The 17,887-nt window shown below is 34.9% G+C and carries 17 protein-coding genes; 5 read left to right on the forward strand and 12 right to left on the reverse strand.

Annotated elements, in window-relative coordinates; all coding sequences use genetic code 11:
• Window positions 1-2: 2 nt before the first annotated feature.
• Genes K6119_RS09580 through K6119_RS09590 form a run of 3 tightly spaced genes read right to left on the reverse strand, consistent with a single transcriptional unit; the run spans window position 3 to window position 2,648 of the window.
• Window positions 3-926, reverse strand: a complete 924-nt coding sequence (locus K6119_RS09580; RefSeq protein ID WP_221838612.1) for a DnaJ domain-containing protein — start codon at window positions 924-926, stop codon at window positions 3-5.
• Complete coding sequence (locus K6119_RS09585) at window positions 926-1,921, reverse strand: hypothetical protein (protein WP_221838614.1); 996 nt, start codon at window positions 1,919-1,921, stop codon at window positions 926-928. Before K6119_RS09585 ends, K6119_RS09580 begins: the two co-directional genes overlap by 1 nt.
• 10 nt (window positions 1,922-1,931) lie before the next feature.
• On the reverse strand, window positions 1,932-2,648 hold the full coding sequence (locus K6119_RS09590) for a hypothetical protein (RefSeq protein ID WP_221838615.1): 717 nt from the start codon (window positions 2,646-2,648) through the stop codon (window positions 1,932-1,934).
• An 83-nt stretch (window positions 2,649-2,731) separates the two neighbouring features.
• On the opposite strand from K6119_RS09590, the gene K6119_RS09595 reads away from it, so the two are divergent.
• From K6119_RS09595 to K6119_RS09610, 4 genes are all read left to right on the forward strand, one after another.
• Window positions 2,732-3,223: a toxin-antitoxin system YwqK family antitoxin gene (locus K6119_RS09595; RefSeq protein WP_221838616.1), complete on the forward strand. Its 492-nt coding sequence runs from the start codon at window positions 2,732-2,734 to the stop codon at window positions 3,221-3,223.
• A gap of 33 nt (window positions 3,224-3,256) precedes the next feature.
• The gene (locus K6119_RS09600; protein ID WP_221838617.1) at window positions 3,257-3,718 is read left to right on the forward strand and encodes a nuclear transport factor 2 family protein; all 462 of its coding nucleotides are present in this window, start codon (window positions 3,257-3,259) and stop codon (window positions 3,716-3,718) included.
• A 164-nt stretch (window positions 3,719-3,882) separates the two neighbouring features.
• Entirely contained in the window at window positions 3,883-6,348 is a 2,466-nt protein-coding gene (locus K6119_RS09605; protein WP_221838618.1) for a T9SS type B sorting domain-containing protein, read from the forward strand.
• A gap of 88 nt (window positions 6,349-6,436) precedes the next feature.
• Window positions 6,437-7,828 carry a cytochrome P450 gene (locus K6119_RS09610; RefSeq protein ID WP_221838620.1) on the forward strand — a complete coding sequence of 464 codons (1,392 nt, stop codon included), beginning with the start codon at window positions 6,437-6,439 and terminating at the stop codon, window positions 7,826-7,828.
• A gap of 1 nt (window position 7,829) precedes the next feature.
• Here K6119_RS09610 and K6119_RS09615 read toward each other — a convergent pair whose 3' ends face one another.
• Window positions 7,830-8,705, reverse strand: a complete 876-nt coding sequence (locus tag K6119_RS09615; RefSeq protein ID WP_221838622.1) for a cation diffusion facilitator family transporter — start codon at window positions 8,703-8,705, stop codon at window positions 7,830-7,832.
• Window positions 8,706-8,816: 111 nt separating this feature from the next.
• Between K6119_RS09615 and K6119_RS09620 the strand changes: the two genes are divergently transcribed.
• Complete coding sequence (locus tag K6119_RS09620) at window positions 8,817-9,536, forward strand: hypothetical protein (protein WP_221838624.1); 720 nt, start codon at window positions 8,817-8,819, stop codon at window positions 9,534-9,536.
• On the opposite strand, the gene K6119_RS09625 is transcribed toward K6119_RS09620, so the two are convergent.
• The 8 genes from K6119_RS09625 to K6119_RS09660 form a co-directional block, all read right to left on the reverse strand.
• Window positions 9,530-12,292 (reverse strand): TonB-dependent receptor, encoded by a 2,763-nt coding sequence (locus K6119_RS09625; RefSeq protein WP_221838626.1) that lies wholly within the window; start codon window positions 12,290-12,292, stop codon window positions 9,530-9,532. The genes K6119_RS09620 and K6119_RS09625 overlap by 7 nt on opposite strands.
• Window positions 12,293-12,306: 14 nt before the next feature.
• Entirely contained in the window at window positions 12,307-13,074 is a 768-nt protein-coding gene (locus K6119_RS09630) for a GLPGLI family protein (RefSeq protein WP_221838627.1), read from the reverse strand.
• 85 nt (window positions 13,075-13,159) lie between these two features.
• A complete protein-coding gene (locus K6119_RS09635) occupies window positions 13,160-13,894 on the reverse strand; it encodes a hypothetical protein (protein WP_221838628.1) in 735 nt (244 codons plus the stop codon).
• 25 nt (window positions 13,895-13,919) lie between these two features.
• The gene (locus K6119_RS09640) at window positions 13,920-14,483 is read right to left on the reverse strand and encodes a hypothetical protein (RefSeq protein WP_221838629.1); all 564 of its coding nucleotides are present in this window, start codon (window positions 14,481-14,483) and stop codon (window positions 13,920-13,922) included.
• Between the two features lie 8 nt (window positions 14,484-14,491).
• Window positions 14,492-14,863 (reverse strand): RDD family protein, encoded by a 372-nt coding sequence (locus K6119_RS09645; RefSeq protein WP_221838630.1) that lies wholly within the window; start codon window positions 14,861-14,863, stop codon window positions 14,492-14,494.
• A 47-nt stretch (window positions 14,864-14,910) separates the two neighbouring features.
• Window positions 14,911-16,527: a T9SS type A sorting domain-containing protein gene (locus tag K6119_RS09650; protein WP_221838631.1), complete on the reverse strand. Its 1,617-nt coding sequence runs from the start codon at window positions 16,525-16,527 to the stop codon at window positions 14,911-14,913.
• Between the two features lie 159 nt (window positions 16,528-16,686).
• Complete coding sequence (locus tag K6119_RS09655) at window positions 16,687-17,205, reverse strand: toxin-antitoxin system YwqK family antitoxin (RefSeq protein WP_221838632.1); 519 nt, start codon at window positions 17,203-17,205, stop codon at window positions 16,687-16,689.
• A 55-nt stretch (window positions 17,206-17,260) separates the two neighbouring features.
• Window positions 17,261-17,782, reverse strand: coding sequence for a hypothetical protein (locus K6119_RS09660; protein ID WP_221838633.1), 522 nt, complete (start codon window positions 17,780-17,782; stop codon window positions 17,261-17,263).
• Window positions 17,783-17,887 lie beyond the last annotated feature (105 nt).

A 17,887-nucleotide genomic window follows, 5' to 3' on the forward strand; every position in this document is an offset into this window, starting at 1 on the left:
ATCTATACTTTACCTAAATGCTTTTGTAACAACTCATATGCATTAGAGATTCCTTTAAATTTTTCTTCTGCAATTTTCACATGCTCTTTTCCCAAATGAGCAATTAAATCAGGGTGATGTTTTTTGGCCAGTTTACGGTACTGTTTCTTAACGTCTTCCAAAGGTGAATTATAAGGAAGTTCAAGCGTTTCGTATGCCTTTTCAATAGAGGAAGTTGAAGGTGCTGAATATCCCTGTCGCCTTCCCTGATAGGCTTTATACCATTCTTCAAATGAATCAAAATACTCTTTTTCTCTATTTTGCTCTTTCCGTTTATCTTCTTCAAACTCAAAAGTGAATTGCGAATAAGCTGAATTTAAATCGGAAAAGGATAAGCCTACTTTTGAAACAAATTCACTTAGAATGGATTTTTCTCTATCATCAACTAATTTGTCTACAGTGGCTACTCCAACCAAAATAAACAAGAGGTGATTCAACTCTGCTTCATTAAGTTTGGTTTTACAGTTTTCTAAAAGAGAATTTAAGTTAGTTTGGTTGGTAAGGTGATCTTTTATCAACCTGGCCATTAAGTAATCGGTCTTTTGCTGACTGAAATATTTAAGAAAAGTCTTTTCTAAATACTTGAATTCGGTGTCTTTTGAATTAGCGTTAAATCCAAGCAAATATGCCACCATTCCGAGCAATAAGGAATTGAAATCTTCTTCATCCCGAACATTGTACTTTTCTTTGACGATCTTGAGCTTTTTGAGCTCCTTCATATCAGCAGTAATCAAAAACAAATAAAAACTGCACATCACCAAATAAACCAGGAAATTAGAATCGAAATCAGTAATGTCTTTTGGCTCTAAATCCATTACAACCCACACCACAGCAGCAATGGCAAAAAAAAGTAACCAACGTAAATAAAAAGCAGGTTTGTAGTTCATCAATTACTTTTACTAATATTTGATTGAGTTGAAGCACCAAAATCTCCTGCAATTTCATTCACTTCTTTAGTAATCTCAATGATTGAATGTAATAAGTCATGAATTCTTTTTAGCTCTTTCTTCCTCAGTGGATTCTGATGAATTCTTGCAGAAAAAAGTGGGTTCTTATCTTTTGGAAATGCAAAAGCAATTGTGCTTTTATTGAAGGAAATTCTTACCTCATTGGTATTCTGTAATGGTTGAAATTGCTTATAGCGTTCAAATATTTTTACGTACTGATCAATGTAATATTCATTATTGGTGTACATACGATATTTGGATGTGGAAATAATGTCACTTTTAAATTTCACTTCTTTTTGATAAGCATACAATTCTTTTCTGTGAAAATCTCTAAGCTTACTTGGCACAATAAAGCTTTTCTCTAATTTCCATTCGGGATTTGTAAATTGAAAAACGTAAAAATCTCCTATCACAGATTTAATTGAACTTTTACCATAACGGTCACTTTCACGAATTCCATACTTCATATTTTGAGATTCAAAATTGGTCTTGGAAATACGACCTCCGTAAAAACTTCTCAACTTATAATACATTTCTGTATTACCCACCAATGCAGGAAACAAGAGTGTTTCAATTATCCCAATATCTTCATACAACCTTCCACTTTCGTATTCTTGATTTTTAGGTGACCTCAAACCAAAACACTTTTTCCAAATGTGTTTGAGCAACACAGTATCCGCATACAACTCATAATCCTCTTTTGCAAAGTTTTTAAAAAGCACTATCAGCAGAAGGATTAAAGAGAGTAAAGTTCCTATTCCTGCAAAAAAAGTAAATGCGGGGTAATAATAAATAATTGCTGAACCGGTAGCCACTGCCAGGATAAAAAATAATATCCAAAACCTCCTTTTAGCCAACCTTTTAGTTCGGTACTTATTTAATTCCTTAAGCACCTCTGATTGCTCATCTACTATTTTATCAAGTTTTTCGGACATTACTTTGTGTTTAAGAATTGACTATTTGGACATTGATAGATTTTATTTCTCTGGCCTCTTTGAGTATTGGAAAGAGATATTTAACAGTATAGGTGTATTGATCATAAAACCTTCTATTACAAGTACGTCCATACTTCATCATTAAATAGTCAACATAGGGAGAGGTATATCCTTTTTCTTCTGTAAAAGTAAATTTCAGTTCTTCCTCACCAATCCATTCCTTAGATCTAATAACTTCATCAAGATGTCTTTCATCATAGTACTCATGAACATGTGGAGCAAAGTATGATTTTCCGGCGCTTCTGATCATTTCATCCAACTTATTAAGATCTTTCTTCAACCATTTTTTTTCAAATTGAATTGTCATTATCAATTTCCCTTTTTCTCTTTGCTCATGTAATTGATCAATAAATTCTGCCGCATTTAGGAATGTTTTATCATTCAACATTTTATTCTTTTCCCGGGATGCCACCACCCTATTTCTAATTTTTGAAGCAATTATCGTAAGTATAACACCTATTAAAGTTGGTATAATCAAAACCATCTCCAATGAAATATTATGATCCTCTAACCAATAGCGTTGATGGGGACTTAAGTATTGAAGTCCCCACATGGTAATATTTAAAAGTGAACCTGTGATAATTACAAGCATTATAACACCCACCAAAGCGTATACAAACCCTCGTTTTTTAATAACCGATTGGATAAAAATCTTCTTCTTTTTCATGAAAAATATATACCTGTCGCTAGTAATATACTGAAAATGAAGCTCTTTTTGTGGAAAGATGAAATTATTTGCATCTATTCAACATGAAGCTAACCACAATAATATCTCTACTATTTATCAGTCAATTATGTCAAGCGCAAAGTGATTCATTGATTATTGACTGGGATGATTTTTGCCAAAATACCTATAGCGAAAGTCCGGATAGTTTGCATCAAAGCTTTTACGTAAATGAATCCATGGACACCGTTTATTTCATTAATTCATTTTGTAGCGTTGCTCACCAAATTACCAGTCCAGTTGGAATTACAATTTACTTTACAAAAGAAGGAAAAATGGACGGTAATTACTTTTTAAAAGTAGTAGGAGTACATCACACATTTTTAATGCAAGGAGAGTTTATAGAAGGAAGATTTATGAAAGGCATATTTACCAATTTATATCCTTCTGGTTCAATAGAATCAATAGGCAGATATGAAGAGGGTTTGGCTACTGGAATTTGGACCCACTACAAAGAAAATGGATGTTTAGATTACAAATGTGAAATGGTTGACATTGGTATTTGTGTTCATTTATAAAATGGATACAAGCTTTATTGTATCTTTCGGGCAATGAATACATTAATTGAACAATTCTATCAATCTTTTAAAGATTTAAACGCCGAGGGAATGACCGCTTGTTATGCAGATGATGTTGAATTTGAAGATCCTGCATTTGGTAAACTCAAAGGAGAAAGAGCCAAAAACATGTGGCGTATGCTTATTGAAAGTCAACAGGGAAAGGACTTTGAAGTAACATTTTCTGATGTCACTGAAAATTCTGCCCATTGGGAAGCCAAATACACCTTTAGCCAAAGCGGAAGAAAAGTTCACAATATCATCAAAGCAACCTTTGTAATTGAAAACGGAAAAATCATCAAACATACGGATGATTTTAACCTGCACAAATGGGCCAAACAAGCTTTAGGATTTAAAGGTTTTCTATTAGGTAGAACTTCATTTTTTAAGAAGAAATTGCAGGCACAAACTAACCGCTTGTTAGATAAGTATGAAGCCAATAAATCCAAGAATTAAGGATAATATTTATTGAATTCATTCCATTTAATCAAAAAATCAACCTTTGAATAAATAAATCCCACACAAACTATTATAAAATTAGTTGATCCTTCCTTTTTGTTACCTTTGCAAGGAATATGCTCACTCACAAAGGAATACGATTTATTTGGCCATTTAAATTTATGGCAATTACTTTTTGCGTTTTCCTAACTTTTTGGAGCAATGCTCAAACCGCAGATGACACCTTAACTGGCTTGGTTAATCAACAGTTAATTCGCATCAATAGAAACAATGCCAATGTTTCTGTGGAAGTGCCTTTGTCTAATATCCCAAGTGGATGGAATCCTTATCGTTTAACCTGGTCTGAACCAAACCAATGTTACTTTGTTATTTCAGATGGTTCAACAAACAACAGTGGTATTGCCAAAATTACTGCGGATGGAACCTATACTTTTTTGGGGAATATCACCATTCCGGGACAAACAGTGCACTTTATTGAAGGTATTGCCTTTAACAGATTTGACGGAGAGCTTTATGTTACCGGAAGTTTGAATGGATTTATCCCTAACGACTATTGGTCTGAAACTTTGATAAGAGTTGATACCAACACTCTGGTAGGAACAATAATTGGCACTTTCAATCATACCACTCCGTACGAACCAGAAGGAGATATGATAACTTTTGATGACAACGGGCACCTCTATTACTTAGATGGCCAACCGGGTGGTGCAGGATTTGTGAGAATATTTGAGCAAGACCCAACAATGGCAACTCCTTCATCCATGATCTATGGAGTTAACACCTATTATCCAACTACAGACTTAACGGTAAAGGATGACATCTTATATTATTCATCCAATAGAGAGTTAAGACAAGTTGTATTAGGACCAAATACCCACTCTGCTGTTGGAATGATGTTTACGCCGGCAGATTTTAACGGAGAATTACTTAAAGGGATAACTTGGCGAGTTGAATCTTGCACACCCGTAGATTTTTTACCATCTGACAGTTCATACTGTCAAGGAGAGTCAATCACTATTGATGCCGGTCAAGGCAGTCAATGGACTTATCAATGGAATAATGGAAGCACTGATTCAATCATTACCATAAATTCACCCGGAACTTATATAGCTGAATTAACTGAAGGTACTTGTACTATTTCTGACACTATCATTGTAACAGAATCACTGATTCCAACAATTGACGCAGGTATTAATGACACTGTATGTTATGGAGACAATGTTATCCTTACTGCAAATGGAGCTGGGGTGAACGGAACCTACAGTTGGAATCAGGCAATAATGAATGGAGTATCATTTACACCTCTTAGCTCAAACAACTACATTGTAACAGGGACAACAGCTGACGGTTGTGAAAACACAGATACTGTTTATGTAGAAGTAGAAATTGGAGCTGATCCGTTTTTTTCATTTTCAAATAATAACTGGTGCGTATTAGATGCCAATGAAGTACCTGATCAAATTATTAATACCGGTGGAACATTCAGTTCAACTCCAAGTGGTTTGAGCATTGATCCAGGTAGCGGTGAGATTTCTCCAAACAACTCAACACCCGGAAATTATAGCGTTAATTACTCATTGAACGGAAATTGTCCAACAGACAGCACCATCCAAATTCAAATTATAGCAGAACCGCAAATAAACCCAATAAATAATAGTACTTATTGCGAAGGAGACCTTGTGAATGGTATCAACTTCAGTACTACTACCGGAGCCACCATAAGCTGGACAAATGATAATAGTTTAATTGGATTACCATCAAACGGAACCGGTGATATTGGTGCATTTACGTGTACAGACCAGGGAACAGCAAACATAGTAGTTTCTGTGAGTGCAGGAGGTTGTGCAGGAAATTCAGAAAGCTTTACCATTGATGTGCTTCCACTTCCTCTTATCAATGCTCAAGATCAAATAGCTTGTGTTGGAGATACTGTACAATTAATGGTTGATAATCCTGATAATGCAATACTGACTTATAGCCCTAATAACAATGGAAGTTATGTAGTTACAGGCACTTCTAGCATTATTGTAACAGCTGACTTGAATGGCTGTATCAATACAGATGTATTGGATATCTCAGTTTATCCAACACCTAATGCAGGATTTACATTTAATCCTACCAACCCAAATACGCAAAACACTGAAGTGAATTTCACTGCAAGTGACCAATCGCTGCTGTCATACACCTGGGATTTTGGAGATGGTTACTTTTCAACGAATATAAATCCAGATCACATTTTTCCTACCAACCCCAACATCTCTTATACTATTACTTTACTAGTGGAAGATGATAACGGTTGTATTGATTCAAACTCCGCCATTATCCATATTGACGACATTCTTCTTTATTATGTTCCAAATGCCTTTACGCCTAATGGAGATAATTTTAACAATGTATTTACACCTGTTTTCACATCCGGATTTGATCCTTACGACTATCATATGACCATTTTCAACAGATGGGGAGAAATAATTTTTGAATCTTATGACGCCTCAATTGGTTGGGATGGAACCTACGGTAATGCCGGAATAGTTCAAGACGGAACTTATGTTTGGAAAATATCTTTTGGTACTACAATGAGTGATGAACGTCAAACCATTAGTGGTCATGTAACAGTACTCAAATAAAATTAGATCCTTTGTCTATTCTCCAAAAAAGATAGCTGCAGTTCAATTTTTAAGATCTACAAAGCCGAATAAGTTTTAAGTTTACCTCATGAATCTCAATCAGGTAACAATGCAGTTGAAAGATCTTCCTCAACCAAAAGGTAAGTGGCCACTGGGAAATCTAGCTGAATTTAAAGAAGCAAACAAACACCGTGTCATTGAAAAATGGTCCAAAGAATGTGGAGACATTTTCAAGATCAGTTTAGCGGGTAAAAAGTTTATTGTTTCTGTTGATCCTGAATTGAATGGTAAGATTTTAAAAATGCGCCCTGAGAAATTTAGCAGATTCAATAAAATCAACGAAGTATTTCAAGAATTGGGTATAAATGGCGTCTTTAATGCTGAAGGAGAAGATTGGTATAAACACAGAAAACCGGCAGCCGAAGCTTTGAACGCCAAAAACGTAAAGCTCTATTATCCTATTGTAGCTAAAAACACAATTGAATTGCTTAATCACATTGAGCGACATCAACAAAATAACATCAATGTTTCTGCCATGAGCATGAAATATACCATTGACATTACTACAGAAATTGCCTTTGGATATGCCTTAAACACACTCAACGAATCGGGCAAAAACTTTCAAGAGAAATTGGAAAAGATTTTTCCCATGATCAACAAAAGAATATCTGCTCCTTTTCCGTATTGGCGTTATTTCAAAAGCAAGAAAGATAAAGAATTGGAAGAAAGTTTGAAGTCGGTTGAAACACAGATAAATGAGTTCATTGAACACGCCGAAAAAAAATTAGAAACTCAACCAACTGCCAGCAATTTTTTAGAGGCTTTGTTGATAGAATCAAAGGAAGATAATTTCAGTACCAAGGAAGTTTTTGGCAATGTATTTACCATGCTTTTAGCCGGAGAAGACACCACTTCTAACTCCATTTCCTGGGCTGTTTTTTACTTATCTCAACACCCTGAATGGATTGCCAAAATTAGAACCGAAGCAAATGAAATTTATGGGAATAACAGTGTGCCTGAAACATATGAAGATTTACAAAAATTGAGTTTGGCAAATGCTGTTGCTCAAGAAGCAATTCGTTTAAAACCAACAACACCTCAACTTTTTATGCAAGCCAATGAAGATGTCCTTATCAATGACCTGGCAATTGAAAAAGGACAGGTAGTAATGTTGCAAAACATGGTGGCGCAAACTGCAGACAACTTCTTCACTGATGGAGAAAATTTTCATCCTGAGCGTTGGCTAAAAGCGCAATGTCCATATCATGAAAAACACCATCCACAATACATGCGAGCTTTTGGAGCGGGTCCCAGATTTTGTCCGGGAATGAAGTTAGCAATGGACGAATTGACAATGGCCATTTCTACTGTTTGCAAGCATTACAATTTTGAATTGACTGTTCCAGTTGAAAGCGTTATTGAAAAATTTGCATTTACCATGCAGGCTGAGAATTTAATAGTGAGGTTTACTGCCAACTAAATCATTCATCCGTTGGCTCAATATGGATCAACACATTTAGGATATTGGGTAATGAACTCATCAAATGATCTTTCAAACGGTGAGATATTTCATGACCTTCATAAACAGGAATATTTCTGTCTACAATTACATGTAAATCTATCTGGTATTCCATTCCAATTTTACGGATAAAGCATTTTTCCGTATCTACCACACCTTCTACTTCAACCGATAATTTTCTTACTTCTTCTTCCAACTCTTGATGCGTATGTTCATCCATGATTTCACCCAAAGCAGGACGGAAAATGGTGTAGGCATTGTACAAAATAAAAGCAGAAGCCAACAAGGCAGCAATATCGTCAGCAATTTCATAGCCCTGCCCAAAAATCAAGGCTACAGTAATACCTATCATTGCTAGTAATGAAGTGATAGCATCTGAACGGTGGTGCCAAGCCTCAGCATGTAATGCAGTACTATGTGTTTCTTTACTCTTCTTTTTAGTAAAACGATATAACACTTCTTTGAATGCAACAATTACCACCAACACAATCAAGGTATATGGTTTTGGAGTTGCATGCGGTGTTTGAATATTGATGATGCTTTGATAAGCAATAATAGTCGCTGCTAATACCAAAAATGCCACCACTACAAAGGTTAAAAGTGCCTCTGCTCTACCATGTCCATAAGGATGATTTTCATCTGCCGGTTTTGCTGCATATTTGATTCCGACCAGCACTAAAATAGAAGCAAAAATATCAGTGGTAGATTCAATGGCATCTGCTATCAAAGCATACGAATTACCTAAAAAACCGGCTACGAATTTAATGGCGGCTAAAAAGATGTTTCCTATTAAACCTAATACTACTGAACGTACTGCTATTTGTGCATTTGATGGCAAATCAGAACAAATGTACAGAACAATTTTTGAGTGTCCTATGAGAGATTTACTAAATTGCCAATTCTGTAGATTGAATGTACCTTTTTACTAAGATTTCGTTATTTCGACACTATGAAAAACATTTTAACCCTATTCATCTTCATTCATCTAACTTCTTTTGGACAAGATGTCATTCCTCTCACAAAATATGGAGCTGAAAAAGAGCTTTATGGAGATCATCATTTTTGGAATTTCTCTTATTTAAAAGTGAAGTCAATTGAGGAGATTATACATACTCCGGCAACTGACAGCACTCAAGAAAACAATGATCTTTCATTGGTTTTGGTTTTTGATACTTTGGGAAGAGTTAAAACCAAACATTATCAATTTCATTATTACAACAAAGCCAGAGTCAAAAGAAATTCACCTAATTGGAGACCATCATTTTCTACTCCAAACACAAAGGATTCCACAGATGGCATTTATACCTTTATAACAGGCAAAGACACTACTACCTATGCTACTGATAGATTAGTTTATTACTATCCCAACAACTACACAACAACTACTCTTGACTTACATGCTGAATTATTTCCTACTCCCGGAGTATTAGACGGCATATACATTAGACCTGACTCACTGTTAAAGACAACTATTTTGGTGAAAACAGATACTAGAGGTAAACCAATAAGCAAAACTGTATATCAAAACGACAAATTGTTGCATCAAGAAAAGATAGTTTACGAAAACTATAACAATAAAGGAGAAAGTGCCACTTTTATCTCCAAGATTGAATGTACTGATAGGGATGGTAAATACTACGAAATAAGATTCAGATATACCTTTTACTGATCTTTTTTCTTCTCTTCTGCCTTGTCGCCTTTATCTCCCAGATTTTGGAAAGAGTATTTAACACCTAACATCACATACCTACCCAAAGTTTGGGTTACTTCTCTTTCGTAGATATTTTGCAGGTAATACTGATTTAAACCTGTATTTTGATTCAACAAGTCTTTTGCTGTTGCATAAACTTGAAGTTTACGAGATTTTAAGAAGTTGCAAGCCACTGTAAAATCCAACAACATTACTTGATTGTTTGTAGCAAAATCAGGATAGAAATAGTGTTGATACTTAGGATTGATTTCCCATCTGTCTTTGATATTGAATGTGAAATTCAAATAGTAATTGACGTTTTGGTAATCATTGTTAAAGCTTTGGTTGTCTTTATAAGTATTCTTTGAATAGTTATAAGCTACACCACCTCTCAAATCCATCACCTTTTTTCCAATGTTTTCAATTGTCAAACTAGGAGAGAAAGTATAAGTTGTATAGGCATCTTGCAATCCATTCAAATTAACCAAACCATTAGATACGCCACCGTTGGTATGTAATCTGAATTTTGTTTTAATTGGATGAATGGAGGTTCCGTACATCACAAAAGCATTCAAACTCTTTTCATCTCCAATGTTTTCAGGAACCAATTCAGTGATATAATATTCATTTACCTGTTGCGAATAGATGATGTTGTTTTGGGTATATCCTCCGCTAATGTTGAACATGAAAAAGCTGAAATTAAACTGATTAAAATTCATCATTCTCAAGTTCACTGTATGCTTATATTCAGGAGACAATGATGTATTACCTAAAATCACCTGAGATGGATTTGTATTGTCCTGCAATGGTTGTAATTGATTCAATGTTGGAGCCGTAATTGAAGTAGAATAACGCAACCTCATATTTGTTTTCTTGTTTGGATCCCATTCAAATCTTGCAGATGGCAAAATGTAGTGGAACTCTCTAGGAGCAGTAAACAAATCAACACCTGCCAAATTCAAATATTTGTATTGCGCGCCAATGGTTGTATTGATTTTTTTACCAAAGTATTTATGACGCAATTCACCGTTATAGTGCATTCTGTGATAAGCTCCGTCACCAGATAAAATGGTGTTTAGTGTTTGTTGATCAGAAACATTGTCATACACTGTTCTGTTTCTTGACTCACCATTTCTGTCAACACTCAAATCAACCTGCATTAAATGTCTCAATGAAAGAGGTTCAGACCATGTCCACAAAGCATTAAAATTATCTGTAGTTTGGATGGACAACTGATCCTGACTGGTAGCTGTTTCAACTGAAACGCCATTGGTTACCAAGGTGTTCAAATAATCCAGATAAGTAGTCAAGTCTTTGTTAGTTCTATCATAAGAAACGTCAATACCGGTGTATCTTCCATCCTTCAAAAACTTTTTACGGTAATCTGCAGATCCCGTAAAAGTGTAGTTAAAGTCTGTTTGATTCAAACCTGTATTAAAGGCACTCACCAATTGATTGTCATCCGTAAAATTGTCTGTTAAGTTAGCATTGTCATAAATTGTTTGACCTACATTACCATTTAACTTCACAGTTAACATGTGTGTTGAATCTATTTTCTTTTCAAACAAGATATCTGCTCTTCCGTTATACGAGTTGCTATTTTGATCTGCAGACTCATCTGTAATCAAAGTTGAATCTGTAAAATAGGTTTCTCTGTACAATGATTTATTAAAGGTTTTATCAAACTTGTTGAAGAAAAATGAAGATGAAAATGTAGTCTTTTTTGAAGGTTTATAACTGATATTAACTCCGGTTGCATTGGTATTTAAAAACCCGTCATCCGGATCTCCGTTTGACAAACTCAATCCTCCTAAATCTCCACCTCCTCTACGCATGGTTTGGGCACCACCCATAAAATTTGAATAATCACTATAAGTAAAGCCTGTTTGATTGACATTATTGGACATTCCGATCAAAGAAACTTGCCATTTTTTCTTAAACATAAAAATGTTTCCCTTGGCCTCATATCTTGGAGGATTATTATTCACCGGCAACTGCGTTCCACCTGCAGTTGCAATATTTCCGAAATATCCTTTCTTGTGTGAATCTTTTAATTTGATATTGATGGTAGTAGATTCACTTCCATCATCTACTCCGGTAAATTCTGAAGACTCTGATTTTTTGTCAAACACCTGAACTTTTGCAACTGAATTAGCCGGTAGGTTTTTAGTAGCAATAGTAGCATCATCACCAAAGAACTTTTCTCCATCTACTAACACCTGTTGTACATCTTTACCTTGAACCTTAATTCCACCATCTTCTGCCACCTCAACACCAGGTAATTGTTTCAAAAGATCTTCTACAACATCATGTTCTTTTACTTCAAAAGCTCTTGAATCATATTCAATGGTATCTCCTTTAATTTGCAATGGAACATAGTTGGCATCCACTACAACCCCATCTAACATCTTAGGTTGCAAAACCAAAGGATTAAGCTCCATGTCTTTACTTTCAGCAGTAATAGAAATACCCTGTTCAAATGGCAAATAACCAAAAAATGATGCTTTTAAAACGTAATCTCCAACTTTTACTCCACTCAAAGTGAAATCTCCTTTTTTGTTGGTGATTGAATATGTTTTAAGAATTGAATCCTGCGCCCCAATTAGCATTACGGAAGCACCTGTAAGTGAATCTCCTTCAAAAGATCTTACTGATCCTTTAATACTGATAGTTTGTGCAAGTGATCCAGTAGCAAATCCAATTGCCAAAAGGATGAAAAGTCCAAGTTTTTTCATGATTTAGATTAGGATCAATGCCAGTGACCGCCTTTTTGGCCTTCCCACTGTTTGCGTTGTTCCTCCATTTTCTTTCTTACAATTTCGTGATATTCTTCGCGTGTAACTTTCTTACCTTTTTTAGGTTCTTCAATCTCCTCTTTTTTAATTTCTCTCATCACAATAGTTGACAAGGAAATTTCTTTGGTTCCGTCATTTTCGTTAAGGTAAACAATCAAGCCTGGTAATCCTCCGTAACCAGCCGGACCAGAAGAAACTGCAATTTCAGGTGTAAACCAAACATACATTTGTAAAGTATCGGTTGAATCATTAGCAGCCGGCACATACTCCGCCTTCATACAATTCATTCCGGATACCTCTTTCATTTCACCGGTTAATTTCCACTTAGCTGCAACTATTGAATCTTCAATTAAAAACACCTTGTCCATGAATTCTTTTTTCTCTACTACTTCATTGGTTTCAACATTCGTGTAGACAATATCATTCGCCGGTGCCATTCTTTTTTTCATCCAACTTTGGCGTCTTTGATCTTCATCCATTTCAACACCTTCATCTTCATCCGGAACGTTTTTGTAAACGGTCTCTGTTGCAGTAAAAAGTAAAGTGTTTTTGAAATCCATAAACTCAGGCACAAACTGCTTCATCCTTTTACCACGCTCAGTATCCGGAATGTTTTTATGCATGTTTATTTTGGTTGTATATTGAACTTCACCTGAAAGTTGAGCTGAAACCATTAGGTTAGACAACAGCAAAACAAAGGCTGCAATTAATTTAATTTTCATAGTTGCGATTATAATCCGTACTTAGACACCTTTTTTAAACAAAGGTTTAAAGGTCGGCAATTTTTTTCAGAAGAAAAATTAAGATCTACTTATAAAGCTTTGGGAACAAGAGACTATCAATGGACAATTCATACCCCTCACTTTCCATTCCGCCATATTCACTTTCTACTTGTTTTATATCTTCAAAAACATATTTATTTCCAGCTTTAAAACCATCTTTTTTGGCAGCTTTCAGTACTTTTTTGTAGACAACATCCAGCTCCTCATAATTTACCGCATTAAATGTAGAATCTCCATCATAAGTAAGTGACATTTGCATTGCTTCAAGTGTTTCATCCTCAGACAAAGCTTTGATTTTAGTGGATAAATGACCACCATCATCTTCCTTCAAAAATTGTAGCCAAAGTTTACCGTTTTTAAAATACTTAAACTCTTCTGACATATATCCTCCTTCTCCTCCCATATCTGATATATAAAAAACCGGCTTACCCTCTTTATTGAAATACCAGGTTTGGTTTTCATCATGATAAACACTAAATGAATGTCTACTCATTGTAAGCAATTGATCTTTCTCATTTATAAAGCGCTCATAATCTTTTAGATAATTAGCATATAAACGATAATAAATCCCTTTGAAAAATGCAGTTTGATCTTCTTCTACTTCCTCTTCTAATGGACCATCTGGTTCACTTACCTCCTCTATCATTTCTTCTTCCGCAATTTCTTCGGTAACTTCTTCTGTTGTTTCATCTGGCGTTTCAGATTGTTGACAAGCAAGTAAAAAGATAAATGGCACAAGTAGTAGATTCAACCATTTCATATTCAGTGATTTTTGGTAAAGATAACTAATCTTTGATTGCCGCTTGATGCATTAAAACCAAATTGGGTGTATTAGTCAAAAGATCATTTAATTCATCCCATTCAGTTTGATGGGTATCAGGATACTCGTAAATAAATTCAGCTTCATAGCTGTAGATCATTATATCTCCAACATAAGTAAAACCCAGTTCGCAACCGGACAAAGTTTCAATTCTAGCGGTATCGTGTAGGTTATCTTTCAACAAATTAAAAGACCCATCATAATGATAAGAACAAACTCCTTCATAGGCATAAGCCCTAACTGTGGCAGACGGATGCTTCGTTAACAAGACTAATTCATCCAGTGTTAGTATTGATTTGAGCTTTTCATATCTCGTCCATTGTTCGGATTGAGAACCACCTGCTCCCACAAACTGCGATTCATAAGTTCCATATTCATCCATTTGTTGAATTAAATTGGAAGCATCTTCGCTTAGCCATGATTCAAATCTGTACAAATCAACATCATCCAAATTGTCTTCATATTGGGGAGTTGAATTACATGAAACAAAGCTCAAACACACCACATACATAATTAGCATTCTCAACATATCTGTAATTAGTTTTGTTTAGATATCAATTTAGTTCTTGATAACAAATCATGGGTTCCTTGCTCTTGTCCAAATGCGTACGAATAGCCATCCAGTGGATTAAACCTCAACAAAGTACGAATTACAATTCTCCAAAAAGGAGGTTTGTTACCGTTTAGATCAACCACTCTTGATTGTGTAGCCATTTTACCAACTGTTTGCTGCCATAAATATTCCATGGTAATGTAGTAAACCAGGTACATACTAATAGCAAATATCAAAGCGTAAAAGCGATCCATCTCAGAAAAAATGACAATGACTTGCACAACAAAATTGATGATCAAATTATCAACGAAAAAATTGATAAATCGCGTTGCTTTTGTGATTTCGTTTTGGGCCATTCAATGCAAACAATTACATGAATGTACGAAATTGTAACAACAACTATCTATTCCTTGACAAAACTCAAACTATTGGCAATTCCATTTTGTGTGTAAGCAAAAACATATTGCCCATTAGAAAGTTGACGCACATCTACCACAGAAGTATTGTTACCGCTTAAAGCAATTCTGCCCTGCATGTCAAAAATGAAGAATTCATCAATTGTATTTGAGCCTTCAATGAATAAATAATCTTTTGATGGATTTGGATATACTACCAAGTTATTTTCGATTTCAGGTACTTCAAAAAAGTAATCTTGATTTAGTTTAATAACAAACCAATCCATTGGATCAGTGGCAACTTCATATTGAATACCATTGGTTGGATCTAAATCAGCAGTATCTCCAAATGTTCCTGTAAAATACACATTATCATCTGCGTCTAAATCAACATCATAACCTCTATTAAAGCCGTTGTTACCTTCAACAGATGACACCCAATTAAAATCACCTAAGCTATCTAACTTCAATACAAAAGCATCACCTGCAAAACCTGAATCTAATTCAAAAGTGGCAGTAGAAGGATCAAAGTCTACTACATCACCAAAACCACCAGTGACATATACATTTCCGTCTGCGTCTACAGTTAAACCTTCTGCTCCATCATAGGCAGTTCCTCCAATTGATTTGGCCCAAACTATGTCACCATCTTCGTCTAGCTCATGAACATAAATATCTCCTGAACCCTCTTCAGTGAATGTGGCTGTTGAGCCGTTTGGATCCAGATTAATAGTTCCGTCATAATAACCGCACATTACTATATTTCCGTTAAGTTTAATGGCCAAACCATTGCATTGAATTGACGAAGTTCCGGCTATTTGCTTTGCCCAAACATAATTACCGGCTGTGTCCATTCTCATAACAAAACCATCTGTACTTCCTGTTGCATTCAAATAATTAATAGATGCTGAAGGATCAAAATCTACTTGTCCGTGAAAAAACCCAGAAATATATAAGTCATTATTCTCATGATATTCTACATCTCTAAACAATGCTCCTCCAAATAAATTTCCGCAAGATTTTGACCATACGTACTCCCCATTTTGATTTAGTTTCAGCACAAAACCATCTTCATTTCCTTCTGCTATTAGGTATTCAGTATTTGCAGTATTATCAAAGTCTACTGTGTCTGAATAGGTTCCTACAACATAAACGTTACTATCAATGTCATTAGCTATACCATATCCATTCACTTGCGAACTGTAATCACTGGAGTAAAACCAGTTATTATTCCCTGAAGTTTTATCAAAACTGTAAACTGTTACTTTAGGACTTGCATTAACTATTATGATAATATTACCCTGATTATCAAAAGCCATTTTTGTACCTGTTTGGTTACCTATGTCTCCAAAATGTGTAGCCCAAACAACATCACCTGAACTGTTCAATTTTACAAAAATTCCGTCTGAAGCATCAATAGCATCAATAGGAATACTGCCATTTGGATCCGGATCAAACTGACCATAAAAAAAGCCGATTAAGTATACAGAACCATCTGCTTTATCGATTAGAATATCATGAGGGCGTTCAATACTAGCACCTCCTATTTGTCCAGCCCATTCAAAACCTTGAGCTTGAGAAAGGGTTAATGATAAAGAAAAGGTAAAAAGGAAAAGTAATTTCATTATTTAGATTTTGGATTTGGATCTAAAATATGGGATCATTTTCCACTTAAGTAATAACAAATCAACAGCTTAAATTGATTTTATACTTGTCAAAAAAAGAGAGAATTAAGTATTAAAACGTAAAAATCAAATAAGATGTGACTTCAATATTGGATTGACTTAATCACCCGGAATCCGATTGGTTCCGTCATAAGTTAGCTTGCCATTTTCATCATATAATTTGATACAACCTCTAATTGGCGCACCACATTTTTCAGAATAAATTAAATGCGTTTTGAGCTGACCATTTTTGTAATATTCTTTATACTCCTTCAGAATACCAGCATCTGCCGATAATTCAAAATGAATTTTTCCTCCTTTATAATTTGAAGAATAGGTTCCGTTTAACATGGTTAATCCACCAAAGGTTAACGTATCATTTTTAGGGAAAATAACCGGTGTTTTTTTAGTTCCAATAGCTCCCATATTATAGTGATCAAACTTTCCGGTATAATATGTATATCTGCAATGAGTAGCTTTTGTGCTATCATCTACCTGTTCTAAATTATGATCCAAATAAATTACCCACCAACCCTTTTTTTCTCCATTTGTATTGTACAGATTTAAAGTGTCAGACTGAGCAAAAAGACTTTGTGTATTACACAACAGAATTATTGATAGGTAAAATGTGAGTTTCATCAATACAATTTATTGTAAATGTTTGGATTAGCTCATAGTGAAGATATATTTAATCTCAATTACTCTTCTCTACCAACTCTAAATAAACATCATCATTCCAATCTTTAAGGGCTTTGTGCAGCTCTAGAAAGGTTATTTCACCAGTATTTTTAAAAAGCATTTCATTTGTCCAATATACACTCATATTAATGGAACTCGTAAATGAAGGGAAGTTCAATTTGTATGAATCTTCTGAGAGACCTTCTGGCCCGTATTCTTCATCTTTACTTGTATACATTTTTTTGAGTTGAAAATCACCTAATGATTGCAATCGCTGAATTAATTCAACAATTTGGTCAGGCAACTTTTTAAATGATATTTGACAAAACAATCTTTCCGTTTTTGGAAATTGATACCATAGCAGTTTTAATTCACATTGATATTCACTATCAATAATCAACTTCACAGTTCTAGGCATTTCACTCCAAGTAGGTTGTGAATAGTAATAAATCAGGAAATCTGCGTTTAAGCTTTTATCTAGATTCAAGTACTTTGAATCATTAAAAAAGTCTTCATCTGAAATTGTTTTTACGTTCACTTTTTGAGAATGCTTTTCTCAAATCTACCAAAATACTTCAAAGAAAAAAAAGACTCACCAGCCGCGATAATCATCACAGCCGGAACAAGTCTTAAAGTGAACTAC

The sequence above is a fragment of the Paracrocinitomix mangrovi genome (assembly GCF_019740355.2).
GTDB lineage: Bacteria > Bacteroidota > Bacteroidia > Flavobacteriales_D > Crocinitomicaceae > Paracrocinitomix > Paracrocinitomix mangrovi.